Below are 26,123 nucleotides of genomic sequence, written 5' to 3'. Positions count from 1 at the left end.
ACCATCCCCCACTTGGCCCAGCAGAGTGCACTCGGGGTCGACCATTCGGCCGCTTGGCGGCACTCAGTGCCGTCAACCTGCTCATCCTGCCCCCTTCGCCCCGGTTGCGAAAGTCCGGGTGATCCTCAGGTGATGTTTCCCACCCGGACCTCACCTTTCAGCCGGTGGCGCAGTGAGGTAAAGCGCCGTCCGGCCGAGACGGTGCGGACCGCCTGCCCGATCGCCTTGCGTGAGCCCACGAGGACAACGAGCTTCTTCGCGCGCGTGACGGCCGTGTAGAGCAGGTTTCGCTGGAGCATCATCCACGCCCCGGTGGTGACCGGGATCACCACCGCCGGATACTCGCTGCCCTGGGAGCGGTGGATCGTCACCGCGTACGCGTGCGCCAGCTCGTCCAGCTCGTCGAAGTCGTAAGGAACCTCCTCGTCCTCGTCGGTCAGCACCGTCAGCCGCTGCTCGTCCACGTCGAGCGAGGTGACCACGCCGACCGTGCCGTTGAAGACCCCGTTCGCACCCTTCTCGTAATTGTTCCTGATCTGGGTGACCTTGTCGCCGACGCGGAAGACCCGGCCGCCGAACCTCTTCTCCGCCAGGCCGGGTCTCGCGGGGGTGACGGCCTGCTGGAGCAGCCCGTTCAGGACGCCCGCGCCTGCCGGGCCACGGTGCATCGGCGCCAGGACCTGCACGTCACGGCGCGGGTCGAGGCCGAACTTCGCCGGCAGGCGGCGGGCGGCCACGTCCACCGTGAGCCGGCCCGCCTCCTCGGTCTCCTCGGCGACGAACAGGAAGAAGTCCGGCAGCCCGGAAGTCAGCGGTTGCTGACCCGAGTTGATCCGGTGCGCGTTGGTGACGACACCGGACTGCCGGGCCTGCCGGAAGATCCGGGTCAGCCGCACCGACGGGACGGGGCCGTCCGGCGCCAGCAGGTCGCTCAGCACCTCGCCCGCGCCCACGCTGGGCAGCTGGTCGACGTCCCCCACCAGCAGCAGGTGGGCGCCCGGCGCCACCGCCTTGACCAGCTTGTTGGCCAGCAGCAGGTCCAGCATGGACGCCTCGTCGACGACGACCAGGTCGGCGTCGAGCGGCCGGTCCCGGTCGTACGCCGCGTCCCCGCCCGGCTTCAGCTCCAGCAGCCGGTGCACCGTGGACGCCTCCGCGCCGGTCAGCTCCGCCAGCCGCTTGGCGGCCCGGCCGGTGGGCGCCGCGAGGACCACCTTGGCCTTCTTGGCGCGGGCCAGCTCCACGATCGACCGGACCGTGAACGACTTGCCGCACCCGGGGCCGCCCGTCAACACGGCCACCTTCTCGGTGAGCGCCAGGCGCACCGCCTCCTCCTGCTCGGGCGCCAGATCGGCACCCGTACGGTCGGCGAGCCACGCCAGCGCCTTGTCCCAGGCCACGTCCCGGAAGGCCGGCATCCGGTCCTCACCGGTCCGCAGCAGCCGCTGGAGCTGGGCGGCCAGGGAGACCTCGGCCCGGTGGAACGGGACCAGGTAGACGGCCGTCAGCGGCTGCCCCTCCGGGCCCGGGACCTGTTCCCGGACGACCCCCTCCTCGTCGGCCGCCAGAGCGGCCAGGCAGTCGATGACCAGGCCCGTGTCGACCTGGAGGAGCTTCACCGCGTCGGAGATCAGCCGCTCCTCCGGCAGGAAGCAGTGCCCCTGGTCGGTGGACTGCGACAGCGCGTACTGCAACCCGGCCTTCACCCGGTCCGGGCTGTCGTGCGGTATCCCCACCGCCTGCGCGATCCGGTCGGCGGTCAGGAACCCGATGCCCCACACGTCGGCGGCCAGCCGGTAGGGCTGGTTGCGCACCACGGAGATCGAGGCGTCCTGGTACTTCTTGTAGATCCGCACGGCGATCGAGGTGGACACGCCCACGCCCTGGAGGAAGACCATCACCTCCTTGATCGCCTTCTGCTCCTCCCACGCGGCGCCGATCATCCTCGTCCGTTTCGGCCCCAGCCCCGGCACTTCGACGAGCCGCGCGGGCTCCTGCTCGATCACCTCCAGCGTGCCGACCCCGAAGTGCTCCACGATCCGGTCGGCGATGCGCGGCCCGATGCCCTTGATCAGTCCGGAGCCCAGATAGCGGCGGATGCCCTGGACGGTGGCCGGGAGGACGGTCGTGTAGTTCTCCACGGTGAACTGCTTGCCGTAACTCGGATGCGACCCCCAACGCCCCTCCATCCGCAACGACTCCCCCGGCTGCGCGCCGAGCAGCGAGCCGACCACCGTGAGGAGATCCCCGCCACCGCGCCCCGTGTCGACCCGGGCCACCGTGTAGCCGTTCTCCTCGTTGGCGTACGTGATCCGCTCGAGGACCCCTTCGACCACCGACAGACTGGACATGCTCCGACGCTACCCGGCGGGTCCGACAGCGCGGTGCCCCTGTGGAAAACCCCTGCCGTCGCGGCAATGGCCCTTGCTAGGGTGCGCCGATGTCATCGATCAGGCAGTTCCAGGTCACCTTCGACTGCGCGGATCCCGAGCGCGTGGCCCGCTTCTGGTGCGAGGTGCTGGGGTACGTCCTGCCGCCGCCCCCGAAGGGGTTCGGCACGTGGGAGGACTTCCGCTCCTCGCTGCCGCCCGAGGAGCGGGGGGCGTGGTCCGCGTGCGTCGATCCCTCGGGCGCGGGACCGCGGTTGTTCTTCCAGCGCGTCCCCGAGGGCAAGGCCGGCAAGAACCGGGTGCACCTCGACGTGCGGGTGGGCACCGGGCTCGTCGGTGAGGAGCGCCTGACCACGCTGGAGGCCGAAGGCGCCCGCCTGGTGGCACTCGGCGCGGTGCGCGTACGGCTGCTGCCCGCCGACGAGGACAACGAGTCGTGTCTCGTGATGCAGGACGTCGAGGGCAACGAGTTCTGTCTCGACTGAGCGCCCTGACACGGGACTGGCACGACACCCGGCACGACAAAGGGGCCCGGTCCTCGGACCGGGCCCCCGCGTGGTCCCCCCACGGGACTTCCCTGAATCCCCCCGGATTCCCCCCGGAAAGCCCCGATGACAGGTACGACCCCCGCCACCGCCCAAGGGTTGTACGGGTGGTGGGAAAAACTTCAGAGGACGTGCTCGACGTACCGCCGTGCCGTCTCCTCCAGGACGTCGACGCCGTCGCGGGACCACAGGGTGTCGTTGAAGAGCTCCACCTCGATGGGGCCGGTGTAGCCGGACGCGTCGACGCGTTCGCGCCAGGCACGCAGGTCGATGACGCCGTCGCCGAGCGGGCCGCGGCCGGTGAGGACGCCGGCGGGCAGGGGGGTGGTCCAGTCGGCGACCTGGAAGGCGTGGACGCGGCCCTCCGCGCCCGCGCGGGCGACCGCCGCCGGGGCGTGGTCGTCCCACCAGACGTGGTAGGTGTCGACGACGACGCCGACCTCGGAGGGCGCGAAGGGCCGGGCCAGCGCGAGGGCCTGGTCCAGGGTGGAAACCGCGCAGCGGTCGGCCGCGTACATGGGGTGCAGGGGTTCGATGGCGAGCCGGACGCCTCGCCCGGCGGCGTACGGGACGAGTTCGGCGAGCGCGCCGGCGATGCGGGAGCGGGCCGCGGCGAGGTCCTTGACGCCCGGCGGGAGGCCGCCGGAGACCAGGACCAGGGTGTCGGTGCCGAGGGTCGCCGCCTCGTCGACGGCCGCCCGGTTGTCGTCCAGGTCGGTGGCGGTGGTGAAGAAGCCGCCCCGGCACAGGGTGGTGACGGCCAGTCCCGCGTCACGGACGAGCTGGGCGGTGGCCTCCAGGCCGTACTCCGCGACGGGTTCGCGCCACAGTCCGACGCCCGGGACACCGAGCCGGACGCACTCCTCGACCAGGCGGGGGAGCGGCAACTGCCTGACGGTCATCTGGTTGATGCTGAAGCGGGCCAGGTCGCTCATCGCCCGCCCCCGTACACCGACAGCAGGGCCTTCATCCGGTGTTCCGCCAGCGCCGGGTCGGGGAACAGCCCCAGGCGGTCGGCCAGTTCGTACGCCCGCGCGAGGTGCGGGAGCGAGCGGGCGGACTGGAGGCCGCCGAGCACGGTGAAGTGGTCCTGGTGGCCGGCCAGCCAGGCCAGCAGGACCACACCCGTCTTGTAGAAGCGGGTCGGCGCCTCGAAGAGGTGGCGGGACAGCGCGACGGTCGGGTCCAGGAGCGCGCGGAAGCCCTCCTTGTCCCCCGCGTCCAGGACCCGCACGGCCTGCGCCGCCAGCGGGCCGAGCGGGTCGAAGACGCCGAGCAGGGCGTGGCTGGAACCGTGTGCGTCGCCCTCGATGAGCTCGGGGTAGTGGAAGTCGTCGCCGGTGTAGCAGCGCACCCCCTCGGGAAGGCGGCGGCGGAGGTCGACCTCGCGACCCGCGTCCAGCAGGGACACCTTGATGCCGTCGACCTTGTCCGGGTGCTCGGCGACGACCTTGAGGAACGTGTCGGTGGCGGTGTCCAGGTCCGCCGAGCCCCAGTAGCCGTCCAGCGCCGGGTCGAACACGGGGCCGAGCCAGTGCAGGATCACCGGCCCGGAGGCCTGGCGCAGCAGCCCGGTGTACACGTCCAGGTAGTCGTCGGCGGACGTGGCCGCCGCCGCGAGGGCGCGGGAGGCCATGAGGACGGGCTGGGCGCCCGCGTCCTCCACCAGGGCGAGCTGTTCCTCGTACGCGGCACGGACCGCTGCCCGGCCGGCCGGCCCGGTCAGCTGGTCCGTTCCGACTCCCGCCGCGATCCGGCCGCCGGCCGCCCTGGCCTCGGCGGCGGAGCGGCGGATCAGCTCGGCGGCGGCGGCCCAGTCCAGGCCCATGCCCCGCTGGGCGGTGTCCATGGCCTCGGCGACGCCCAGCCCGTGCGCCCACAGGTGGCGGCGGAAGGCGAGGGTGGCGTCCCAGTCGACGGCGGCCGGGGAGCCGGGCGGGACGTCCGCGTACGGGTCGGCCACGACATGGGCGGCGGCGAAGACCGTGCGGGACACCGGAGGGGAGCCCGTGGGCCCGAAGGACCGGGGCGTGGTGCGCGGTTCGTAGGGCCCGTGCGGGAGCCGGATCGTCACAGGGTCAGCTCCGGTACGTCGTAACGGCGGCCCTCGGCCGAGGACTTGAGGCCCAGCTCGGCCAGCTGTACGCCGCGCGCCCCCGCCAGCAGGTCCCAGGGGAACGGCTCGTCCAGCACCACGTGCCGCAGGAACAGCTCCCACTGGGCCTTGAAACCGTTGTCGAACCCGGCGTTGTCGGGGACCTCCTGCCACTGGTCGCGGAACGCCTCCGTGACAGGCGCGTCCGGGTTCCACACGGGCTTGGGGGTGGCCGAGCGGTGCTGGACGCGGCAGCCTCGCAGTCCGGCGACGGCCGAGCCGTGGGTGCCGTCGACCTGGAACTCCACGAGCTCGTCGCGGTGGACGCGTACCGCCCAGGAGGAGTTGATCTGCGCGACGGCTCCGCTCTCCAGCTGGAAGATGCCGTACGCGGCGTCGTCGGCGGTCGCGGCGTACGGCTTGCCGTCCTCGTCCCAGCGCCGCGGGACGTGCGTGGTGACGTGGGCGGTGACGCCGCACACCCGGCCGAACAGTTCGTGCAGGACGTACTCCCAGTGCGGGAACATGTCGACGACGATGCCGCCGCCGTCCTCGGCGCGGTAGTTCCAGGAGGGGCGCTGGGCCTCCTGCCAGTCGCCCTCGAAGACCCAGTAGCCGAACTCGCCGCGCACGGACAGGATCTCGCCGAAGAAGCCGCCGTCGACCAGGCGCTTCAGCTTGCGCAGCCCCGGCAGGAAGAGCTTGTCCTGGACGACCCCGTGCCTGACGCCGGCGGCCCGGGCGAGGCGGGCGAGATCCAGGGCGGCGGCGGTGTCGGTGGCGGTCGGCTTCTCGGTGTAGACGTGCTTGCCGGCGGCGATCGCCTTCCGGATCGCGTCGGCGCGGGCGGAGGTGGCCTGCGCGTCGAAGTAGACGTCGACAGTCCCGTCCGCGAGGACCGCGTCGAGGTCGGTGGACCATTCGGTCAGGCCGTGGCGGCGGGCGAGCTCCCGCAGGGCGTGCTCGCGGCGGCCCACGAGGACGGGTTCGGGCCACACGACCCGGCCGTCACCGAGGTCGAGGCCGCCCTGCTCGCGGATCGCCAGGATCGAACGCACCAGGTGCTGCCGGTGGCCCATGCGCCCCGTCACACCGTTCATGGCGATCCGCACGGTTCTGCGCGTCACGAAGCCCTCCCTCGACAGTAAGCGCTTTCTACCAGGCGTGACGCTAGCCTGCCGCCAACGACCCGGACAAGGGTCCCGGCCGCACCCCCCGGAGGAACGCGATGACAGTCACCCTGGCCGACGTGGCGGCACGCGCCCGGGTGTCCCCGGCCACCGTCTCGCGCGTCCTGAACGGCAACTACCCGGTCGCGGCCGCCACCCGCGAGCGGGTGCTGCGCGCGGTCGACGAACTGGACTACGTCCTGAACGGCCCGGCCAGTGCGCTCGCCGCCGCCACCTCCGACCTGGTCGGCATCCTGGTCCACGACATCGCCGACCCCTTCTTCGGGATCATCGCGGGGGCCGCGCAGCACGCCATGGTCGAGGGGGCGCCGGGCCGGGCGGGCGGCGAGAAGCTGGCCGTGGTCTGCAACACCGGCGGCTCGCCCGAGCGCGAGCTGACGTATCTGACCCTGTTGCAGCGCCAGCGCGCGGCCGCCGTCGTCCTGACCGGGGGCGCCGTCGACGACCCGGAGCACACCGCGGCGACGGCCGCCAAGCTGGCCAGACTCACGAACGGCGGCACCCGCGTGGTGCTGTGCGGGCGGCCACCGGTGCCGGGGGCGGCGGTCACGGCCACGCTCACGTTCGACAACCGCGGCGGGGCCCGCCGGCTGACGGAGCACCTCCTGTCCCTCGGCCATGAACGGATCGGGTACGTCGCGGGCCCCGCCGAGCGCACCACCACCCGCCACCGCCTGGAGGGCCACCTCTCCGCGATGCGGGACGCGGGCCTGGCCGCCGGCCTCGACCGGCTCACCGCGCACGGCTCCTACGACCGGCGCTCGGGGTACGACGCGACGCTGGAGCTGCTGCGGCGGGAACCGGGCCTGACCGCGATCGCCGCCGCCAACGACACGGTCGCGCTGGGCGTCTGCGCCGCGCTGCGCGACCAGGGACGGCGCGTCCCGGACGACGTCTCCGTGGCGGGCTTCGACGACCTGCCGTTCTCGGTGGACGCGGCGCCCGCGCTCACCACCGTGCGGCTTCCGCTGCACGAGGCGGGGGCACGGGCCGGGCGGCTCGCCACGGGCACGGAGGCCCCGCCGCCGGGCGGTGTCGCGACCGTCGGCGCCGAACTCGTGGTCCGCTCCTCCACGGCGCGGCCATGAGGGGGCGCGGGCCGGGTACGTTCCACGGGAGTGAGACCGGACCCGCCCCGCACGAAGGAGTCCAGACCGTGAAGTACGCCTTCTCCACCCTCGGTGTCCCCGGCATGCCGGTCCCCGATGTCGCCCGGCTGGCCGCCGGGTGCGGCTACCAGGGCGTGGAGCTGCGCGCCCACCCCGAGGAGCCGGTGCATCCGGGGCTCGTGAGCCACGAGCGGCGGGCGGTGGTGGAGGAGTTCGCCCGGGAGGGCGTCGAGATCCTGACGGTCGCCGGGTACGCGCGCGTGGCGGAGGCCGGTGACGACGAGCCCGTGTACGAGGAGCTGCACCGGTTGCTGTACCTCGCGGCCGACCTGGGCGCCTCGTACGTCCGGGTGTTCCCGGGCGGCGGCGACCAGGACCCGGCGGAGGCGGACGCGACGGCCGCCCGGCGGTTGGGCGCCGCCGCGGAGATCGCGGCGGACCTGGGCGTACGGATCCTGGTGGAGACCCACGACTCCCACCGCACGGGCGCGGACGTGGCCCGCATCGTCGGCGCGGTCGGCCACAAGCACGTGGGCGCGCTGTGGGACGTGATGCACCCCTGGTCGGCGGGCGAGCGCCCGACGGCGACACACGCGGTGCTGGCGCCGTACCTCGGCTACGTCCAGGTCAAGGACGTCGCCTCGACGGACGACCCCACTCCGCTGGCCCTCGGCGCGGGAGTGCTGCCGCTCGCGGAGTGCCTGGCGCTGGTGGGCGACGAGGGGTGGGTGAGCTGGGAGTACGAGAAGCGGTGGCACCCGGGGGCGGCGGAGCTCCCGCCCCTGCTCGCGGCGGGCCGCGAGCACCTGTCCACGCTGACCTGACGCCCGCGGCGTCCCGCACCCGGCGACGCGCCCGGGGCGGGGCCGTGCAGGGTCGCCCCCGCAGGGGACCGGCGGCGCAGGCGCGGCTCCCCTACTCGTAACCCGAGGCCGCCGGCCCCGAGGAGGCGAGCCCGGAGGGGCCACGCCCCACCCCCACCGGCAGCCCACCGAGCCGCACCGGGGCGAACCGAGAACAGGCACCGCCCCGGTCCCGTTGTGCCCACCCGTCCCGCCCCAGCGGGACGATTGCCCACAACGGGTGGGTGGGGAGGGAGCCCCCGGGACGATTGCCCACAACGAGACCGGCCGGACGATTGCCCACAACGGGGATGGGAGTCCCGGGAGGATTGCCCACGACGGGATGGGCGGGCCCGGCGGGACCGATTGGCCACGACGCGTTGGGGTTCTTGACCTGGCAGTTACTTTCCGGCTATCCGTGACTCCTTGGAAGTTTCCTTCATCCGCATGGCCGGAAGGAGCACCGATGCACCACCGCGCCACCTCCACCGACTCCCCCTCCTCCTCCCCCTCCGTCCCCTCCAGACGCACCCTCCTCGCCGTCACCGCCGCCGCCGCGGCCGCCGCCGTGTCCGGGGGCGCCGTTCCCGCCGCGGCCGCCGCCGACGACCGCCGCCTCAAGCAGCTCGTCTCGCGGATGAGCCTGGAGGAGAAGGTCGGTCAGCTCTTCGTCATGCGGGTGTACGGGCACTCCGCCACCGAGCCCGACCAGGCCGACGTGGACGCGAACCTCAAGGAGATCGGGGTCCGCAACGCCGCAGAGCTGATCGCGAAGTACCACGTCGGCGGCATCATCTACTTCTCGTGGGCGCACAACACCCGCGACCCGCACCAGATCGCCGACCTGTCGAACGGCATCCAGCGCGCCGCGCTCGGCCGGCCCGCGCGGGTGCCGGTGCCGGTGCTGATCTCCACCGACCAGGAGCACGGCATCGTCGCCCGGATAGGGGAACCGGCCACGCTGATGCCCGGTGCGATGGCGCTCGGCGCGGGCGGGTCGCGCTCCGACGCCCGGCGTGCCGCCCAGGTCGCCGGCGCCGAGCTCGCGGCGCTGGGCATCCGCCAGAACTACGCCCCGGTCGCCGACGTCAACGTCAATCCCGCGAACCCGGTGATCGGCGTCCGGTCCTTCGGCGCGGAGCCGGGTGCCGTGGCCGCGATGGTCGCCGCCCAGGTCGGCGGCTACCAGCGGGCGGGGGTGGCCGCCACGTCCAAGCACTTCCCCGGGCACGGCGACACGTCCGTCGACAGCCACTACGGTCTGCCGACCATCAGCCACACCCGCGAGCAGTGGCGGACGCTCGACGCGCCGCCGTTCCGGGCCGCGATCGCCGCCGGGATCGACTCGATCATGACGGCTCACATCGTGGTTCCGGCGCTCGACCCGGCCGAGGATCCCGCGACCCTGTCCCGTCCCATTCTGACGGGCATCCTGCGTGAGCAACTGGGCTACGACGGTGTGGTCGTGACGGACTCGCTCGGCATGGAGGGCGTCCGCACCAAGTACGGCGACGACCGCGTGCCGGTCCTCGCCCTCAAGGCGGGCTGCGACCAGTTGCTCAACCCGCCGAAGCTGGACGTGGCGTTCCACGCCGTCCTGAACGCGGTGCGCGGCGGCGAGATCAGCGAGACCCGCGTCGACGAATCGATTCTCCGGATCCTCCGCCTGAAGGTGAGGCTGGGGCTGTTCCGGGACCCTTACGTCACGCACGGGGCCGTCGACCGCACGGTCGGCACCCGTTCGCACCTCGCGACCGCCGACCGGATCGCCGAGCGGACCACCACGCTGCTGCTCAACGAGGGCGCTCTGCTCCCGCTGCGCGCCGCCGAACGGCCGAACCTCCTGGTCGTGGGTGCCGACGTCGCCTCCCCCTCGGGGACGACCGGCCCGCCGACCGCCACTCTGGGCGCCGCCCTCGCCGCGCTGGGCTTCACCACCACGGTGCTGCCGACCGGCACGGCGCCGACGGCCGCGAAGATCGACGAGGCGGTGGCGGCCGCGGCCGGCAAGGACGCCGTGGTCGTGGGGACGTACAACGTCTCGGCGTCCAGCGCCCAGCGCACCCTGGTGTCGCGGCTCGCCGCCACCGGCGTCCCGGTGGTCACGGTCGCCATCCGCAATCCGTACGACATCGCCCACCTGAGCGGGCAGCGTGCCACGCTCGCCACGTACTCCTGGACGGACGTCGAGCTGCGTGCCGCGGCCCGGGTCATCGCGGGCCGTGCGCGGCCGGAGGGACGGCTTCCCGTGCCCGTGCAGCGGGCGGACGATCCCGCCCGGGTGCTGTATCCGGTGGGCTACGGCCTGGGGTACGGGTAACGCACGGGGTCCGCGGGCCGCACGCGACACCGGTGACCGGTGCGCGCGCGGCCCGCGGACCGCCGTCCGGTCTACGGACGCAGCGTCATCTCCTTCGCCGGCTCCCGCTCGTCCAGGCGCGGGTCGAACGTCTTCAGTGGCGCGGCGCGGCTCGGGTCGGCCGGGGCGACGCCGGCCCAGGCCAGGATGCGGGCGGTGGCCTTCGTCCGGTCGGCCTCGGTCAGGCCCTCGACGTTCGCGCCGTGGTTGGCGCCCGGCGCGGTCATGACGTACGCGTCCCGCGCGCCCTTGTCGATGCGGAACTTCTCGGCGCCCCACGGGTCGTTGCCGCCGTAGACGAAGAGCATGCCGCGGCCGTGGTGGCGCACCCAGGTGTCGACGTCACGCATGACCCAGGGCTTGAAGCGCATCGGGATGTCGCGCGGCACGAAGTTGCGGGCGGGCTGGTAGCCGTAGCGGGTGAGGCCCTTGAGGTGCGGCAGCCGCAGGCTGGGCGAGCCGAGCTCGGTGGCGGCCTGGTAGTAGTACGGCGTGTAGGCCTCCAGGCTCTGGTCGGTGTAGGCGGCCCAGCCGGAGTGCGCGTCGATGGTGTCGTAGACGGCCTGGTCGGTCGCGGTGGCGGCGACGGGGATCGAGGCGCAGTCGGCCTCCGTGGAGTACTGCCAGAAGGCCCAGACGAAGTCCAGGACGACCGCCTCGTACGCCTTGTCCAGGGTGCCGACGGTGGTGAAGGTCGCGCCCTCGGCCGCCGCCCAGGTGCGGAGCTTCTCCTGGAGCGGCGCCCGGCGGACGAGCGCCTCGCGCTGGAGGGCGTTCAGCCGGTCGCGGCACTCCTTGGTAGACACCGTGGCGAAGAACCGGTCGTACGCCGAGTCCTCCTTCTCCACCACGTCGTTGGGCGCGACGTAGGCGACGACGCCGTCCATGTCGCGCGGGTAGAAGCGCTCGTAGTAGGTGGCCGTCATCCCGCCCTTGGAGGCGCCGGTGGACAGCCACTTGCGGTCGTAGATCCGCTTCAGCGCGGTGAAGATCCGGTGCTGGTCGGAGGCCGCCTGCCAGATGTCCAGTGTGGACCAGTCGGCGGGCTGGGGACGGGACGGGGTGAAGAAGCGGTACTCCATGGAGACCTGGTTGCCGTCCACGATCCGGGTCGGCTCGGCCCGTGAGGGACGGGTGCTGACGGCGTATCCGCTGGTGTGGAACACGGTGGGGCGGGTGGTGTCCTTGTGCAGCAGGGTGAGGCGCTGCTGGAAGGTGCCCTTGGAGCGGTCGCGGTGGTCGACCGGCTGGGTGTAGGTGAGGACGAAGTAGCGGTAGCCGGGATAGGGCTTCTCCTCGACCAGGCTCATCCCGGGGATGGCCAGGATTCGGTCCTTGATGTCGGTGGTCGTGCCGCTGTCGGGGGTCGTGCCTCTGTCGGCGGTGCCGGCGGCGGTGGCCGTTCCGGCCGCGCTCATGATGCCTATGAGCACCACGAGTGACAGCAGCCATGTGAGCGCCTTGCGCATTCACCCTCCACGTGGGTTTGCGGTGGTCGCCGCGAACCTAGTGGGATCAACGTGGTTGCCGCCAGCCCCTGTTGGCCCGGCCCGGCGCTCGGCCCGGTGCTCGGTCCGGCGCTCGGCCCGGTGCTCGGCCCGGCGCTCGGCCCGGCGCTCGGCCCGGTATACGGCTCAGCACAGGATCCAGCCCGTGGAGCCGCCCCGCCCGGCGACGGTGCCGGACGCGCGGACGCAGCGGTTGAGGGCGTACACGGTCACAGGCCCCGCCTGCCGGGTGAAGGCGCCCACGTCGACGGCGGCGCGTCCGCCGCGCGGCTGGATGGACACCGACATGGCGCGCCGGGCGCCGGGCTTCTTGGCGACGGTGAGGGCGCAGGCGTACTGGCGCTTCTTGTACACGCGCAGTTCGCCGGTGCTGAACTTGACCGTCTTGACCAGGCGTCCGGAGCAGGCGGTGACCGCCGCGTCGGCGCGTGGCGCGCCGGGTCCGCCGAGGACGAGGAAGCCCGCGGCGACCAGCACCGCGAGCATCTGCACCAGCAGTCGCCTTGCCCTGGCCATGGCCACCCCACCGAACACGCTTGCTCCCATCCGCCGCACGAGCGTACGTGCGTACGACGCTTCCGCGCGCCGGACGGTTGCCTTCCGACTCGGCGGCGGGGCTACGCGTGGCTGAGGATCGCGAACAGCGCGAAGGCCTCGCAGCCGAGCTGGACGCGGTAGGCGGCCAGGCGTACGGCCCGGCTGCGCCCGCCCCGGTCGGGGGTGAACAGCGCCACGCACCACAGCAGACCGGCCGCCAGGGCGCTGTGGAGCCAGAACGCGCCCGGCACGCCGACGCACTGGTCGCCGCCCTCCAGGACGCACCCGGAGGCCCGCTCGGAGAAGAGCGTCAGGAATCCGACCACCGCGCAGGCAGGCAGGAACGCCACGGCGGCGATGGTGGCGCGGACGCGCACCCGGGCGGCGGGGCGGGAGGGCGCCGGGAAGGCGGCGGGGTCGGTGATCATGCCCCCATCCCACCCCGGGCCGCCCGCCGGCCGGATGCGCCACCGTACTCAGGCGGCCGGTGCGGCGTACTCACCCCACCCGGCCAGGGTCTGACGGGGCGCCCCGGTCAGCCCGTCGGTGCCGGGGTGCCGGTGCCGGCAGGTTCCTCGCCGATGAAGGTGCGCCAGAGCTCCGCGTACCGGCCGTCGCGGGCGAGCAGCTCCTCGTGGGTGCCGTCCTCGGCGACGCGGCCGCGGTCCATGACGACCACGCGGTCGGCGCGGGCCGCCGTGGTGAGGCGGTGGGCGACCACCAGGGTGGTGCGGCGGCCGGCGAGGCGGTCGGTGGCGGCGTTGACCTGTGCCTCGGTCGCCAGGTCCAGGGCGGCGGTCGCCTCGTCGAGGAGCAGCACGTCCGGGTCGACCAGCTCGGCGCGGGCCAGGGCGATCAGCTGCCGCTGGCCCGCCGACAGGTTCCGGCCGCGCTCGGCGACCTCGTGGAGGTACCCGCCGTCCAGTGTGGCGATCATGTCGTGGGCGCCGACCGCGCGGGCCGCCGCCTCCACTTCGGCGTCGCTCGCGCCGGGCCTGCCGTACGCGATGGCGTCCCGGACGGTGCCGGCGAACAGGTACGCCTCCTGCGGCACGACGCCGAGCCGGTGCCGGTACGCGGTGAGGTCCAGGTCGCGCAGGTCGGCGCCGTCGGCGGTGACGCGGCCGGACGTCGGGTCGTAGAACCGGGCGACCAGCTTGACCAGCGTCGACTTGCCCGCGCCGGTCTCGCCGACGAAGGCGACGGTCTGCCCGGCCGGGATGCGCAGGTCGACGCCGGTGAGCGCGCTCTCGTCGTCCTTGTACGAGAAGGAGACGCCCTCGAAGGCGATGTCCCCGCGCAGGGAGGGCACCGGCAGCGGCTTCGCGGGCGCGGCGGTGGACGTCTTCTCGCGCAGCAGCTCCTGCATCCGCCCCAGCGACACCGCCGCCTGCTGGTAGCCGTCGAAGACCTGCGACAGCTGCTGCACGGGCGCGAAGAACAGGTCGATGTAGAGCAGGTACGCGACGAGCGCGCCGGTCGTGAGCGTCCCGGCCTCGACCCGGCCCGCGCCCACGATCAGCACCGCGGCCGCGGCCACCGACGACAGGAGCTGGACGAACGGGAAGTAGACGGAGATCAGCCACTGGCCGCGCACGCGCGCCGCCCGGTACTCGGCGCTGCGGGCCGCGAAGGCCTGCCTGCCGGACCGCTCGCGCCGGAAGGCCTGCACGATCCGCAGCCCGGCCACCGACTCCTGGAGGTCGGCGTTGACGACGCTGATCCGCTCACGCGCGAGCTCGTACGCCTTGACGCTGGAGCGGCGGAAGAAGACGGTGCCGACGACCAGTACCGGCAGCGTCGCGAAGACGACCAGCGCGAGCTGCACGTCGATGACGACGAGCGCGACCATGATGCCGAAGAAGGTCACGAGCGACACGAAGGCGGTGACGAGTCCGGTCTGGAGGAATGTCGACAGGGCGTCCACGTCGGTCGTCATCCGGGTCATGATCCGCCCGGTCAGCTCCCGCTCGTAATAGTCGAGCCCGAGGCGCTGGAGCTGCGCGAAGATCTTGAGGCGCAGCGCGTAGAGGACGCGCTCGCCGGTGCGGCCGGTCATCCGGATCTCGCCGGTCTGGGCCACCCACTGCACGAGCACCGTCGCGAGGGCCAGCCCGGAGGCCACCCAGACCGCGCCCAGCGCGGCCTGCTCGACGCCGTCGTCGATGCCGTGCCGGATCAGGATCGGCAGCAGCAGGCCCATCCCGGCGTCGACGGCCACGAGCCCCAGGCTGACCAGCAGCACCGCTCCGAAGCCTCGCAGCAGCCGGCGCAGCCCGTACGACTCCTCGGGCGTGACCGCCCGCGCCTCGTCGACGGCCGGGGTGTCGGTCGCCGGCGGCAGCGCCTCGACCTGGGCGAGCAGCTCGGGGGTGGCCCCGTCGCCGGCGCCGGAGCGCGCGTCGGCGGCGTCGGCGTCCCGTACCCACAGGGCGGGCGTGATGCCCCGCTCGGCGTCGAACTCGGCGTCCAGCTCTTCCCGGACCGTCCGGTCCTCCTGCGGTGCGGTGACGGGCACGGCGTGGCCGGGTGAGACGCCGCCCAGCTCGTCGGGGTCGGTCAGCAGCCGCCGGTAGAGCGCCGAGCGCCGCTCCAGCTCGTCGTGGGTGCCGATGTCGGAGAGCCGGCCGTCGTCGAGGACGGCGATCCGGTCGGCGAGGTTCAGGGTGGAGCGGCGGTGGGCGATGAGGAGGGTGGTGCGGCCGGCCATGACGGACCGGAGCGCTTCGTGGATCTCGTGTTCGACGCGGGCGTCGACGGCCGAGGTGGCGTCGTCGAGGACGAGCAGGCGGGGGTCGGTGAGGATGGCGCGGGCGAGGGCGACGCGCTGGCGCTGTCCGCCGGACAGGGTCAGGCCGTGTTCGCCGACCTTGGTGTCGTAGCCGTCGGGGAGGCCGGCGATGAAGCCGTCGGCCTGGGCGGCACGGGCGGCGGCGCGGATCTCCTCGTCGGTCGCGTCGGGCTTGCCGTAGGCGATGTTCGCGCGGACGGTGTCGGAGAAGAGGAAGCTGTCCTCGGGGACGAGGCCGATGGCGGCCCGCAGCGAGTCGAGGGTCAGCTCGCGCACGTCGTGCCCGCCGATCAGGACGGCGCCGTGCGTCACGTCGTAGAACCTCGGCAGGAGCAGCGAGACGGTCGACTTGCCGCTGCCGGAGGAGCCGACGACGGCGACGGTCTCGCCGGGGCGGATCTCCAGGGAGAAGCCGTCGAGGACGGGCCGTCCGTCCTCGTAGGCGAAGGACACGTCGTCGAACTCGACGCTCGCGGGGGCGTCGGCCGGCAGTTCCTTCGTGCCGTCCTCGATGCCCGGTTCGGTGTCGATCAGCTCCAGGACGCGCTCCACGCCGGCGCGGGCCTGCTGGCCGACGGTGAGGACCATCGCGAGCATCCGGACCGGGCCGACGAGCTGGGCGAGGTAGGTGGAGAAGGCGACGAACGTGCCGAGGGTGATCTGGCCACGGGTGGCCAGCCAGCCGCCGAGCGCCAGCATGGCGACCTGGCCGAGCGCGGGCACGGCCTGGAGCGCGGGGGTGTAGCGGCTGTTCAGCCGGATGGTGCGCAGCCGGCCGGCGAACAGTTTCCGGCTCGCCGCCCGGATCTTGCCGGTCTCCTGCTCCTCCTGCCCGAAGCCCTTGACCACGCGTACGCCGGTCACGGCGCCGTCGACCACGCCCGCGACGTGCGCGGCCTGGGCCTGGGCGTACCAGGTGGCGGGGTGCAGCCGGGTGCGGCTGCGTTTGGCGATGAACCACAGGGCGGGGGCGACGGCGAGCGCGACGAGGGTCAGCGGCAGCGACAGCCACGCCATGACGACGAGGGATATCAGGAAGAGCAGGATGTTCCCGATGGTCATCGGGAGCATGAACAGCAGGCCCTGGATCAGCTGGAGGTCGCTGGTGGCGCGGCCGACGACCTGCCCGGTGGACAGCTCGTCCTGGCGCCGCCCGTCGAGCCGGGTGATCGTCCCGTACATCTCGGTGCGCAGGTCGTGCTGGACGTCGAGGGCGAGGCGCCCGCCGTAGTAGCGGCGGACGTACGTCGCGGCGTAGACGGCGACCGCGGCGGCGAGCAGCAGGCCCGTCCAGACGGCGAGGGACCGTGTCTTCGCGCCGATGACGTCGTCGATGACGACCTTGGTGATCAGCGGGACGAGGGCCATGACGGCCATGCCCGCGAGGGACGAGCCGAGTGCGAGCACCACATTGCGCCGGTACCGCCATGCGTACCCGGACAGCCGTCGTGCCCATCCCTGCTCTGCCGCCGCCACGTGGTGCCTCCCGGATCCGGCCCGCGGGCCGTTCGACCTGATCTACCGGAAGGCACCAACGCGGGGACGACCGGATTTCATCCCTCCGCGGGGGTCGGCCCTTGGTCCTACGTCCCGTGCATCAGCGCGGGGCGCTGACCAGGTCCTGGGCGGCGCGGCCCGGGACGGCCGGGACGGCTTCCTGCGGGACGGCGGGCGGGACGAAGGCGTCGCTGCGGGCGGCGCCGGGGTTGAGGTCGGCGTGGACGACGCGGGCGACGGCCTGGATGGTGTTGATGCCGTCCTGCATGGTCGCGTTGTCGTGGGTGAGGACGGTGAGCTGGTAGTTGTGCGTGGTGCCGGTGAAGGCGCCGATGGAGTGCACGCGCCAGGCGTGGGTGGCGCGCGGCAGCCAGCCGTTCTTGACGTGGATCCGGGCGGTCGCGGGGGCCCCGGCGGGGGCGCCCCAGCGCTGCGCGGCGACGACCTTGTTCATCAGGTCGAGGATGTAGGCGCGGGACGCGTCGGTGAGGACGGTGTTCTTGGCGGTGATCAGCCCGAGCAGCTTCTGCTGGTCACGGGCGGTGATCTGGGTGAGCCCCCAGTAGCCGCCGGAGCCGGGGACGGTCTTGGTCATCTGGGCCGCGGCGAGGAAGCCCTTGACCTTGGTGACGCCCAGCTGCTTCCACAACGCGGTGGTGGCGTCGTTGTCCGACTTCGTGATCATGGCGGTGGCGCGGGACTTCTCCGTCGCGGTCAGCGCCCGCTTGGACTTCTGCGCGTCCCAGAGCAGGGTGGCGAGGACGGTCGTCTTGACCACGCTGGCGGAGTCGAACTGCGTGTCCGGCCGCAGGACGCAGCTGGTCTTGCTGACCCGGTCGTTGACCAGGATCGCGGTGGTGGACTTGCGGCCCTTGAGGGCGGCGTTGATGTCCTTGACGAGCTTGGCGGCGAGGCCCGCCTTCTGGGACGTGCACGCCACGGCCGGGGCGGCGGCGGTGGCGGGGGTGATCGTGGCGGCGGTCGGCAGGAGCACCCCGAGGGCGACCGCGGCGGACACGGCGCCACGGCGGCGGCGCGATATGGAAAGTCTGTTCACACAACACATGACTCGGCAGCGGGCGAATGGTTGTACGCCGGTGGCCCACCCGTCCGGGGGCCACCGGCGGTGCGCCCGTCACAGGTGGGTCGGCGCGAACATCTTCAGCACGGCGGGCAGCACGACCACCGAAGGGCCGGGCGCGGCGAGGGAGTTGGCGAGGTCCGCGGCGAGGGACTCCCGGGTCGTGGTGACCGCGGGGACGCCGAACGACCCGGCGAGCGCGACGAAGTCCGGGCGGGCCAGCTCGGTGCCGGTGGCCTCGCCGAAGGCGTCGGTCATGTACTCGCGCAGGATGCCGTAGCCGCCGTCGTCGACGATCAGCCAGGTGACGTTCAGCCCGTACTGCCGGGCGGTGGCCAGCTCGGCGATGGAGTACATGGCGCCGCCGTCGCCGGAGACGGCCAGCACGGGCCGGGTCGGGTCGGCGGCGGCCGCGCCGAGGGCGGCGGGGAAGCCGTAGCCGAGGCCGCCGGCGCCCTGCGCGGAGTGCATGGTGTTGGGGCGGCGGGCGTCGAACGCGGACCACGCCCAGTAGGCGAGGATCGTCATGTCCCAGAAGCTGGGCGCGTCGTCCGGGAGGGCCTCGCGCACGGCGGCGAGGACCTGCCGCTCCAGCGTGAGGTCCTGGCCCTCGATCCGGGCCCGGACCTTGTCCAGGACGGTGCGGACGCGCTCGGCGGCGGTGTCGTCGTGCCGGGCCGGGACCGTCTCCAGGAGGGCGGAGAGGGCGAGCCGGGCGTCGGCGTGGATGCCGAGGGCCGGGTGGTTGGACTCCAGCTTGCCGAGGTCGGCCTCGATCTGCACGATCCGGCCGCGCGGGGCGAAGGTGTGGTAGTTCGAGGACAGCTCGCCCAGCCCGGAGCCCACGACGAGCAGGACGTCGGCGTCCTCCAGGAACTCGGTGGTGTGCCGGTCCTCCAGCCACGACTGGAGGGACAGCGGGTGCTCCCACGGGAAGGCGCCCTTGCCGCCGAAGGTCGTGACGACGGGCGCGCCGATCCGCTCGGCCAGCGCCAGCAGCTTCCCGGAGGCGTCGGCCCGTACGACGCCGCCGCCCGCGATGATCGCGGGCCGCTCGGCGTTCGCCAGGAGGTGCGCGGCGAGCGCGGTCAGCTCGGGGCGCGGCGGGAGGTCCTCGGGGGTGGCGTCCATGGCGGTGACGACGGGGAGGGACGTCTCGGCGAGCAGCACGTCCTGCGGGATCTCCACCCAGACCGGGCCGTGCGGCGCGGTCAGCGCGGACTCCCAGGCGGCGGCGACCGCGGACGGGATCTGCGACGCGGTGCGCACGGTGTGGACCGACTTGACGACGTCGCGGAACGAGGCCCGCTGGTCGCGCAGTTCGTGCAGGTAGCCGTGGCGGCCGCCGCCCAGTCCGGCCGCCGGGACCTGGCTGCCGATGGCGAGCACGGGGGCGCTGGCGGCGGCCGCCTCCTGGAGCGCGGCCAGCGACATCAGGGCGCCGGGGCCGGTGGACAGCAGCAGCGGTGCCGCCTCGCCGGTGATGCGGCCGTACGCGTCGGCGGCGAAGCCCGCGTTGTTCTCGACGCGCAGGCCCACGTACTGGAGCTTCGAGCGGCGCAGCGCGTCGAACATGCCGAGCGCGTGCTGGCCCGGCAGCCCGAAGACCGTGGTCGCCCCGAGCCCGGCCAGCGTCTCGACGACGAGGTCCCCGCCGGTGCGGCCGGGCGGCGGGTTCAGCGCGGCCTCGGTCTGCGCGGTGGTGGGCCGCAGGACGAGGTCGTGGTCGTGGGTCATGGAGGGTCCCCAGGGGTGCGCGGTCGGTCGGGTGCGGGCGCGGTGGCCGGGCCGTGGACACGGGCGCCGCGGGGGGCGGCGCCCGTGTCCGGCCCGGGCCGGTGCTACTTCGCGCCGGAGGCGCGCTGGGCGGCGATCTGCCGGGACATGATCGTCGTCAGCTCGTACGCGGTGTGGGAGGCCGCGACCGAGGTGATCTCGGCGTGGTCGTACGCCGGGGCGACCTCGACGACGTCCGCCGACACCAGGTTGCAGGAGGCGAGGCCGCGCAGGATCTCCAGCAGCTCGCGGGAGGTCATGCCGCCGGCCTCGGGGGTGCCGGTGCCGGGGGCGTGGGCCGGGTCGAGGCAGTCGATGTCGATGGAGATGTACAGCGGGCGGTCGCCGATCCGCTGGCGCAGCTGGTCGGCCACCTCGTCCGCGCCGCGCCGGTAGACGTCGGCGGAGGTGACGATGCCGAAGCCCATCTTCTCGTCGTCGGTCAGGTCCTGCTTGCCGTACAGCGGGCCGCGCGTGCCGACGTGCGACAGCGCCTCGGTGTCGAGGATGCCCTCCTCGACGGCGCGGCGGAACGGGGTGCCGTGGGTGTACTCGGCGCCGAAGTAGGTGTCCCAGGTGTCGAGGTGCGCGTCGAAGTGGAGCAGCGCGACGGGGCCGTGCTTCTTGGCGACCGAGCGCAGGAGCGGCAGGGCGATGGTGTGGTCACCGCCGAGGGTCATCAGGCGGGCGCCGGTGCCGAGGAGGTCGTCGGCGGCGGCCTCGACCGTCTCCACGGCCTCGTTGATGTTGAACGGGTTGACGGCGATGTCGCCGCCGTCCGCGACCTGCGCGAGCGCGAAGGGGGAGGCGTCCTGCGCCGGGTTGTAGGGGCGCAGGAGGCGGGACGCCTCGCGGATGGCGTTGCCGCCGAAGCGGGCGCCGGGCCGGTAGGAGACGCCGGAGTCGAAGGGCACGCCGACGACGGCGACGTCGGCGGTGCCGACCTCGTCGAGGCGCGGCAGCCGCGCGAACGTGGCGGGTCCGGCGTACCGCGGGACGCGGGACGAGTCGACGGGGCCGCGCGGGGTCACGTTCTCGTTGCTGCTGCTCATGTCCAAATGCCTTCTTTCAACGACTTGTCGACCTATAAGACTAACCGTGGGCCGGGGTGGTCCCGGTCGCGGCGGTTTCGGGGGCGTTCCGGTCGCCGGGGGCGCTCCCGTCGCCGGGGGCGTGCCCCGCGAGGCGGGCGCGCCAGGCGGCGAGGACCGCGGCGTCGGTCGGCCTGGTGCACAGGGAGACGACGACGTAGGTGGTGAGGGAGGCGGCCAGGCCGTAGTAGACGGGCTCGTTGGCGAGGATCCCGTACGCCGCCATCAGGCCGGTCACGGCGAGGCCGCCCACGGCGACGGAGGCCAGCGCGCCGGCCGCGGTGCCGCGGCGCCACAGCAGGCCGCCGAGGATCGGGACGAGCAGCCCGCCGACGAGGAGGTTGTACGCGACGGTCAGCGCCTCGACGACGTCGTTGAGGGCGATCGCGACGGCGATGACGGCGACACCCATGATCAGGATGAAGGCGCGGTTGTCCTTGACCTCGTCGGCCTCTCCGTCGCTGCCGTCCCTGGTGGTGACCAGGCCGCGCAGCCTGGACCAGATGTCGTTGTTGGCGACGGTCGCGCAGGCGATCAGCGCGCCCGACGACGTGGACATCACCGCGGCGAGGGCGGCGGCGAGCACCAGGCCGCGCACGCCCATGGGCAGCTCGTCCTTGACGATGGTCGCGAACGCGTCGTCGGCGCCGGCCAGGTCGGGGTACATCACCTTGGCGGCCGTGCCGATGACGGCGCCGGCGATCGCGTACAGCAGGCAGTACGTACCGGCGACCGTGCCGCCCCAGCGGGCCACCCGGTCGTCGCGGGCGGTGAACACGCGCTGCCAGATGTCCTGGCCGATGAGCATGCCGAAGGTGTAGATCAGCACATAGGTGAAGATCGTCTCGCCGCCGATGCCGAGCGGCGCGAAGTAGTCGCCGGGCAGCCGTTCCCTCATCTCGGCGAAGCCGCCCGCCTTGACGACCGCGATCGGCAGGAGCAGCAGGAGCACGCCGATCGTCTTGACGACGAACTGCACCATGTCGGTGAGCGTGATGGACCACATGCCGCCGAGGGCCGAGTACGCGACGACGATGGTGCCGCCGAGCACGATCGCGAGCGTGCGGTCGAGGTCGAACAGGACGTCGAAGATGGTGGCGTACGCGATGGTCGAGGTGACCGCGAGCATCAGCGTGTACGCCCACATCACCACGCCGGAGATGACCCCGGCCCTGCCGCCGTAGCGCAGGTCGAGCATCTCGGAGACGGTGTAGACCTTCAGGCGGGCGATGCGCGCCGAGAAGAAGACGGAGAGCGCGAGCAGGCCGAGGCCGATGGTGAGGACCATCCAGGCGCCGGACAGGCCGTACCGGTAGCCCAGCCCCACGCCGCCGATGGTCGAGGCGCCGCCGAGGACGATCGCCGCCATGGTGCCGGAGTACATCCACGGGCCGAGGCGCCGGCCGGCGACCAGGAACTCGCTCTTGTTTCTGGCGCGGCGCATGCCCCACCAGCCCATCGCCAGCATGCCGGCCAGATAGACGGCGATCACTGTGTAGTCGACGGCCATGGGGCCTCCTTCGCGTACCTCGGTGGCGTGTCGTGCGGGGGATGGAGCCCCGGCGGTCCTGCGGGGACATCCGCCCGTACCCGCGCCGCCGGTCGGGACGACAGTAGGTGGCCGGAAAGGGACGCTGAAGTGTACGTTTCCTCCACTGGTCGCACGTCGGATGGAGGAACCGTCCATGTCCGAGTCCGCCGGGGCGCTGCCGGCCCCACCGGCGCCCCCCGTCCGGCTGAGCGCGCTGCTGGCCCGGGAGGACCTGGGGCTGCGCCTGCTGGCCGGGCCGGAGGAGGCCGACATCCACTGGGTGCACACCTCCGAGATGGCCGACCCCTTCCCGTACCTGCTGGGCGGCGAGCTGCTGATGACGGCGGGGGTGCAGCTGCCGGACCCGGAGCGGTACGTGGCGCGGGTCGTCGCGGCGGGTGCGGCGGCGCTGGGCTTCGGGGTGGCGCCGGTGTACGACACGGTGCCCGGGGCCCTCGCCGAGGCGTGCGCCCGGCACGGGCTGCCGCTGCTGGAGGTGCCGCCGAGGACCCCGTTCACGGCGGTGGGGCGCGCGGTGTGGCGGCTGATGGCGGAGGCCCGGCACCGGGAGCTGCGCCGGGTGACGGAGGCCCAGCAGGCGCTGGCGACCGCCGCGGCCCGGCCCGACCCGGTGCCCGCCGTGCTGCACGCGCTGGCGTCCCGGCTGGCGGGGCGGGCCGCGCTGTACGCGCCGGACGGCTCGGAGTACGCCGCCGCGGGCCCCGCCCCGGAACCCGAGGTCGCGGCGGCCCTCGCCCGGCTGGCCCGGGTGCCGCACGCGGGTTCGCGGGAGGCGGGCCCCGCGGAGGGTTCGGGCGGTGGTGCCGGTGGGCCGCGGCCCGCCTCGGCGGCCGACACCGTGGCGGGGGTGCCCCTCGCCGCGTACGCCCTCGGGGGCGGCCAGGGCCTGACGCTGGGCCTCGCCCCGGGGCGGCGGGAGCCGGGTGACCGCACGGTGGCGGGCGTCGCGGTGGTCCTCCTGTCGCTGCTCACCGCCCCGCACCAGGGCGCCGACGAGGCGACGCGCTCCGCCGCCCTGGTCCGCCTCCTGCTGGGCGCCGGCCCGGCGGAGGTGGCCCCGCTGCTGGGGGGCGGCCCGTGGACCGTGGTGCACGCGCGCGGGGAGGGCGTTCCGCCGCCGCTGGGCACCCCGCTGGTGGACGTGGACGTGCGGGAGGGGACGGTACGGGCGCTGCTGCCCGCGGGGCGCGACGCAGCCCCGCACCCGGGCTGGGCCCTCGGGGTGAGCGCCCCGGCGGGCCCCGCCGAGCTGGCCGCGGCCGACCTCCAGGCGGCCCGCGCCCTGCGCCGCGCCCGGGCGGCGCACCTGCCGTTGGCCCGGCACCGCTCCGGCGGGATGGGCGCGCTGCTGGACCCGGACGAGGCGTCCGCGTACGCGCGCACGCTCCTCGCCCCGCTCTCCGAACCCCTGCGGGAGACCCTGCGCGCGTGGCTGTCGCTGCACGGCAGCTGGGACCGCACGGCCACGGCGCTCGGGGTGCACCGCAACACGGTGCGGCAGCGGATCGCCCGGTGCGGGGAGGCGCTCGCCATGGACCTGGACGACGCGGAGGCCCGGATGGAGCTGTGGTTCGCGCTGCGGTGGTCGTGAGGCCGGCGCGGGAGGTGAGCACGACAGCGGCGCGCCCGGGTTCGGGTCGCGCCGCTGCGGGGCTGTGGTGAGCTCTTGGGGAGCCCCCCGGGTCAGTGGAGCTTGTTGACGGCGGTCTTCGTCGTGGTGCGGAAGGCGGTCAGCGGGGCGTCCTTGAGGTCGCCCGTCTGGCCCCAGCGGACGAGGGTGACGGTGCGGCCGTCGCGGCCGACGGAGAACAGGTGGATGTCGGTGGCGCCGATCTGCGGGTCGGCGGTGTCCAGGCTGTAGACCCAGGCGCCCTCCTCGACGGCGAGCTTGCCGTGGGAGGCGCTGACGGCCTTCAGGCCCGGGTTCTGCTGCTCCAGCAGGGGCCCGCAGTTGGCGAGGGACGTGCGGAGGGTGTCGACCAGCTTCACGGCGTCGGCCTCGGTGCGGGCGACCGTGGTGACCTGGACGCCGTTGGCGTCGAGGTCGGTGCTGAACTCGCGGTAGCGGCTGTTCTGCGCCGGGATCTTGTACGAGGCGCAGAGGACGCCGCCGTTCTCCGGGACGCCGGTGAATACCTGGGTGGCGGTCCACGGCGTCGACGACGGCGGCATCTGGGAGGCGGCGAGGAACGCGGGCTGGGCGGCGGCCTGCGCCGGGGCCGTGGCGAGGGCCGCGAGGCCCAGGACGGCGGCGGCGGCGGTGGCGAGTGCGGTGCGGAGCGTGTTCATGGTGGTGGATCCCCCGTCGGGTCGTTCGTTCGGTCAGTGCTCCACCAGCGTGGGGCCGGCGCCCGCCGCCCGCAACGATCACACGCCCACCATCCGTCCCGGAACCATTCCACCCCCGTTGACGTGCAAGGACGTGAAGCGTGGGACGCAGGGTGGGACGCAGGATCGAGGGGGATGGAATGCCGAAGGACGCCGCCGTCGAGGAGTTCGCGGGGCTGGTGCGCGCGCTGAAGGCGCGGGACGGGAGGAGTTACGAGGCGCTGGGCCGGCGTCTGAGCGTCAGCGCGTCCACCCTCCACCGCTACTGCTCCGGCGCGACCGTCCCGGAGGAGTTCGGCGTGGTCGACCGCCTCGCCCTGCTGTGCGGGGCGGACGAGGAGGAACGGCGGGCCCTGGAGGCGGCCTGGACGGAGGCGGACCGAGCCCGCCGCCGGGCGGCCGCGCCCGTGCCCTCGCCCCCGCCCGTGTCGGCCGCGCCGGCATCGCACCCGGAACCGTCCGCGCCGGAACCGGGCCCCGCCCCGGACCCCGACCCCGCCCCGGGCCCGACCGCCGCCGCCCCGCCCGCGCCGGAGGCGCCCGCCCCGGGGGCGCCCCACTCCCGTCGTGCCGCCCGCGCTCCGCTCCTCGTCGCCGCCGCCGTCGCCCTCGTCGTGCTCGCGCTCGCCGCCGCCCTGCTCGGCCACCCCACCCGTACGGGTTCCGCCGCCGCTCCCGCCCCGACCCCTCCGGCGCGGACCGCGGACCCCCTCCCCTTCACCTGGACGGTCGGCTCCCAGCTCTGGCAGGGCGACTGCGGGCACACGTACCTCGTGGACCGGGCCCCGCGGGCGGTGGCCCCGCCGCCGGTCACGGCCGACGCCAAGGCGTGGGCGGGAGCGCACGGGGCCGTGCACGGCGGGGAGGCGCTGGTGCGGCTCTCGCTCCAGGGCCGGTCGGCGTCCACCGCCGTGGTCCTCCACGCCCTGCACGTCCGCGTGGTCGGGCGGGCCGAGCCGCCGCCGTGGAACGCGTACCGGATGGGCGAGGGCTGCGGCGGCGCGGTCACCCCGCGCCACTTCGCCGTGGACCTCGACCGGCCGCGCCCGCTCGCGCGGCCCGTCGACGGCCTCGACGCCTCCGGGGCCGAGGTCCGGACGATCCCGGCCGTCTCCTTCCCGTACAAGGTCACCTCCTCCGACCCCGAGGAGCTGCTCGTCTCCGCGCGGACGGCGGGCTGCGACTGCCGCTGGTACCTGGAGCTGGAGTGGAGCGCCGGGGGGCGTTCGGGGACGGCGCGGATCACGGACGGCGGGAAGCCCTTCCGCACGAGCGGGACCGGGGGGAGGCCGGCGTACGCGTACGACTCCGCCGAAGGGCGCTGGATCACAGACGCGGAGTCTGGACAGAACGGGTGACCGATGAGTAACTTCGACTGGCACACGCTGAGCAAGCGCTTAGCCAGACCGTACCCAGCGACACCCCGAGGAGG

Annotated in this window: 19 protein-coding genes; 6 read left to right on the top strand and 13 right to left on the bottom strand. The window is 73.8% G+C overall.

The features are described from left to right. Positions 1–125: 125 nt before the first annotated feature. Positions 126–2,351 carry an SF1B family DNA helicase RecD2 gene (gene recD2 / locus EIZ62_RS21525; protein ID WP_156694277.1) on the bottom strand — a complete coding sequence of 742 codons (2,226 nt, stop codon included), beginning with the start codon at positions 2,349–2,351 and terminating at the stop codon, positions 126–128. Positions 2,352–2,440: 89 nt separating this feature from the next. Here recD2 and EIZ62_RS21520 point away from each other — a divergent pair, with 89 nt between their 5' ends. Further along, positions 2,441–2,875 carry a VOC family protein gene (locus EIZ62_RS21520; protein WP_156694276.1) on the top strand — a complete coding sequence of 145 codons (435 nt, stop codon included), beginning with the start codon at positions 2,441–2,443 and terminating at the stop codon, positions 2,873–2,875. Between the two features lie 182 nt (positions 2,876–3,057). On the opposite strand, the gene EIZ62_RS21515 is transcribed toward EIZ62_RS21520, so the two are convergent. From EIZ62_RS21515 to EIZ62_RS21505, 3 genes are read right to left on the bottom strand one after another with little or no spacing between them, the layout of a single operon-like run. Further along, positions 3,058–3,870 carry a sugar phosphate isomerase/epimerase family protein gene (locus EIZ62_RS21515; RefSeq protein ID WP_156694275.1) on the bottom strand — a complete coding sequence of 271 codons (813 nt, stop codon included), beginning with the start codon at positions 3,868–3,870 and terminating at the stop codon, positions 3,058–3,060. After that, entirely contained in the window at positions 3,867–5,009 is a 1,143-nt protein-coding gene (locus EIZ62_RS21510; protein ID WP_156694274.1) for a dihydrodipicolinate synthase family protein, read from the bottom strand. Before EIZ62_RS21510 ends, EIZ62_RS21515 begins: the two co-directional genes overlap by 4 nt. Next, positions 5,006–6,157 carry a Gfo/Idh/MocA family protein gene (locus EIZ62_RS21505; protein WP_156694273.1) on the bottom strand — a complete coding sequence of 384 codons (1,152 nt, stop codon included), beginning with the start codon at positions 6,155–6,157 and terminating at the stop codon, positions 5,006–5,008. The genes EIZ62_RS21510 and EIZ62_RS21505 overlap by 4 nt, the downstream gene beginning before the upstream one ends. Before the next feature lie 101 nt (positions 6,158–6,258). On the opposite strand from EIZ62_RS21505, the gene EIZ62_RS21500 reads away from it, so the two are divergent. From EIZ62_RS21500 to EIZ62_RS21490, 3 genes are all read left to right on the top strand, one after another. Continuing rightward, positions 6,259–7,308, top strand: coding sequence for a LacI family DNA-binding transcriptional regulator (locus tag EIZ62_RS21500; RefSeq protein WP_156694272.1), 1,050 nt, complete (start codon positions 6,259–6,261; stop codon positions 7,306–7,308). Positions 7,309–7,376: 68 nt separating this feature from the next. Beyond that, complete coding sequence (locus EIZ62_RS21495; RefSeq protein WP_156694271.1) at positions 7,377–8,153, top strand: sugar phosphate isomerase/epimerase family protein; 777 nt, start codon at positions 7,377–7,379, stop codon at positions 8,151–8,153. A gap of 484 nt (positions 8,154–8,637) precedes the next feature. Beyond that, entirely contained in the window at positions 8,638–10,491 is a 1,854-nt protein-coding gene (locus EIZ62_RS21490; protein WP_156694270.1) for a glycoside hydrolase family 3 protein, read from the top strand. Positions 10,492–10,562: 71 nt separating this feature from the next. Here EIZ62_RS21490 and EIZ62_RS21485 read toward each other — a convergent pair whose 3' ends face one another. The 8 genes from EIZ62_RS21485 to EIZ62_RS21445 all read right to left on the bottom strand — a co-directional run bounded on the left by EIZ62_RS21485 (position 10,563) and on the right by EIZ62_RS21445 (position 22,321). After that, on the bottom strand, positions 10,563–11,999 hold the full coding sequence (locus EIZ62_RS21485; protein ID WP_156694269.1) for an alpha/beta hydrolase family protein: 1,437 nt from the start codon (positions 11,997–11,999) through the stop codon (positions 10,563–10,565). A gap of 165 nt (positions 12,000–12,164) precedes the next feature. Then, the gene (locus EIZ62_RS21475; RefSeq protein WP_244375881.1) at positions 12,165–12,584 is read right to left on the bottom strand and encodes a hypothetical protein; all 420 of its coding nucleotides are present in this window, start codon (positions 12,582–12,584) and stop codon (positions 12,165–12,167) included. Between the two features lie 71 nt (positions 12,585–12,655). Continuing rightward, positions 12,656–13,003 carry a hypothetical protein gene (locus EIZ62_RS21470; protein ID WP_156694267.1) on the bottom strand — a complete coding sequence of 116 codons (348 nt, stop codon included), beginning with the start codon at positions 13,001–13,003 and terminating at the stop codon, positions 12,656–12,658. Between the two features lie 107 nt (positions 13,004–13,110). Further along, on the bottom strand, positions 13,111–16,842 hold the full coding sequence (locus EIZ62_RS21465; protein WP_156694266.1) for an ABC transporter ATP-binding protein: 3,732 nt from the start codon (positions 16,840–16,842) through the stop codon (positions 13,111–13,113). A gap of 121 nt (positions 16,843–16,963) precedes the next feature. Then, positions 16,964–17,929 carry a serine hydrolase gene (locus tag EIZ62_RS21460; RefSeq protein WP_156694265.1) on the bottom strand — a complete coding sequence of 322 codons (966 nt, stop codon included), beginning with the start codon at positions 17,927–17,929 and terminating at the stop codon, positions 16,964–16,966. 69 nt (positions 17,930–17,998) lie between these two features. Further along, complete coding sequence (locus tag EIZ62_RS21455) at positions 17,999–19,681, bottom strand: thiamine pyrophosphate-binding protein (RefSeq protein ID WP_156694264.1); 1,683 nt, start codon at positions 19,679–19,681, stop codon at positions 17,999–18,001. A 104-nt stretch (positions 19,682–19,785) separates the two neighbouring features. Continuing rightward, positions 19,786–20,772 carry an agmatinase gene (speB, locus tag EIZ62_RS21450; protein WP_156694263.1) on the bottom strand — a complete coding sequence of 329 codons (987 nt, stop codon included), beginning with the start codon at positions 20,770–20,772 and terminating at the stop codon, positions 19,786–19,788. Between the two features lie 40 nt (positions 20,773–20,812). Beyond that, a complete protein-coding gene (locus tag EIZ62_RS21445) occupies positions 20,813–22,321 on the bottom strand; it encodes a sodium:solute symporter family protein (RefSeq protein WP_244375879.1) in 1,509 nt (502 codons plus the stop codon). Positions 22,322–22,496: 175 nt separating this feature from the next. On the opposite strand from EIZ62_RS21445, the gene EIZ62_RS21440 reads away from it, so the two are divergent. Then, a complete protein-coding gene (locus tag EIZ62_RS21440) occupies positions 22,497–23,954 on the top strand; it encodes a PucR family transcriptional regulator (RefSeq protein WP_244375877.1) in 1,458 nt (485 codons plus the stop codon). Between the two features lie 92 nt (positions 23,955–24,046). Here the strand turns inward: EIZ62_RS21440 and EIZ62_RS21435 are convergent, their stop codons facing one another. Continuing rightward, the gene (locus EIZ62_RS21435; RefSeq protein ID WP_156694261.1) at positions 24,047–24,652 is read right to left on the bottom strand and encodes a hypothetical protein; all 606 of its coding nucleotides are present in this window, start codon (positions 24,650–24,652) and stop codon (positions 24,047–24,049) included. Positions 24,653–24,831: 179 nt separating this feature from the next. Between EIZ62_RS21435 and EIZ62_RS21430 the strand changes: the two genes are divergently transcribed. Then, complete coding sequence (locus EIZ62_RS21430) at positions 24,832–26,049, top strand: helix-turn-helix domain-containing protein (RefSeq protein ID WP_156694260.1); 1,218 nt, start codon at positions 24,832–24,834, stop codon at positions 26,047–26,049. Positions 26,050–26,123: the final 74 nt, after the last annotated feature.

The organism is Streptomyces ficellus (assembly GCF_009739905.1).
GTDB classification, from domain to species: Bacteria; Actinomycetota; Actinomycetes; order Streptomycetales; family Streptomycetaceae; genus Streptomyces; species Streptomyces ficellus_A.
The sequence above is the reverse complement of the archived record's forward strand: the minus strand, read 5'-3'. Positions and strand labels throughout refer to the sequence as shown.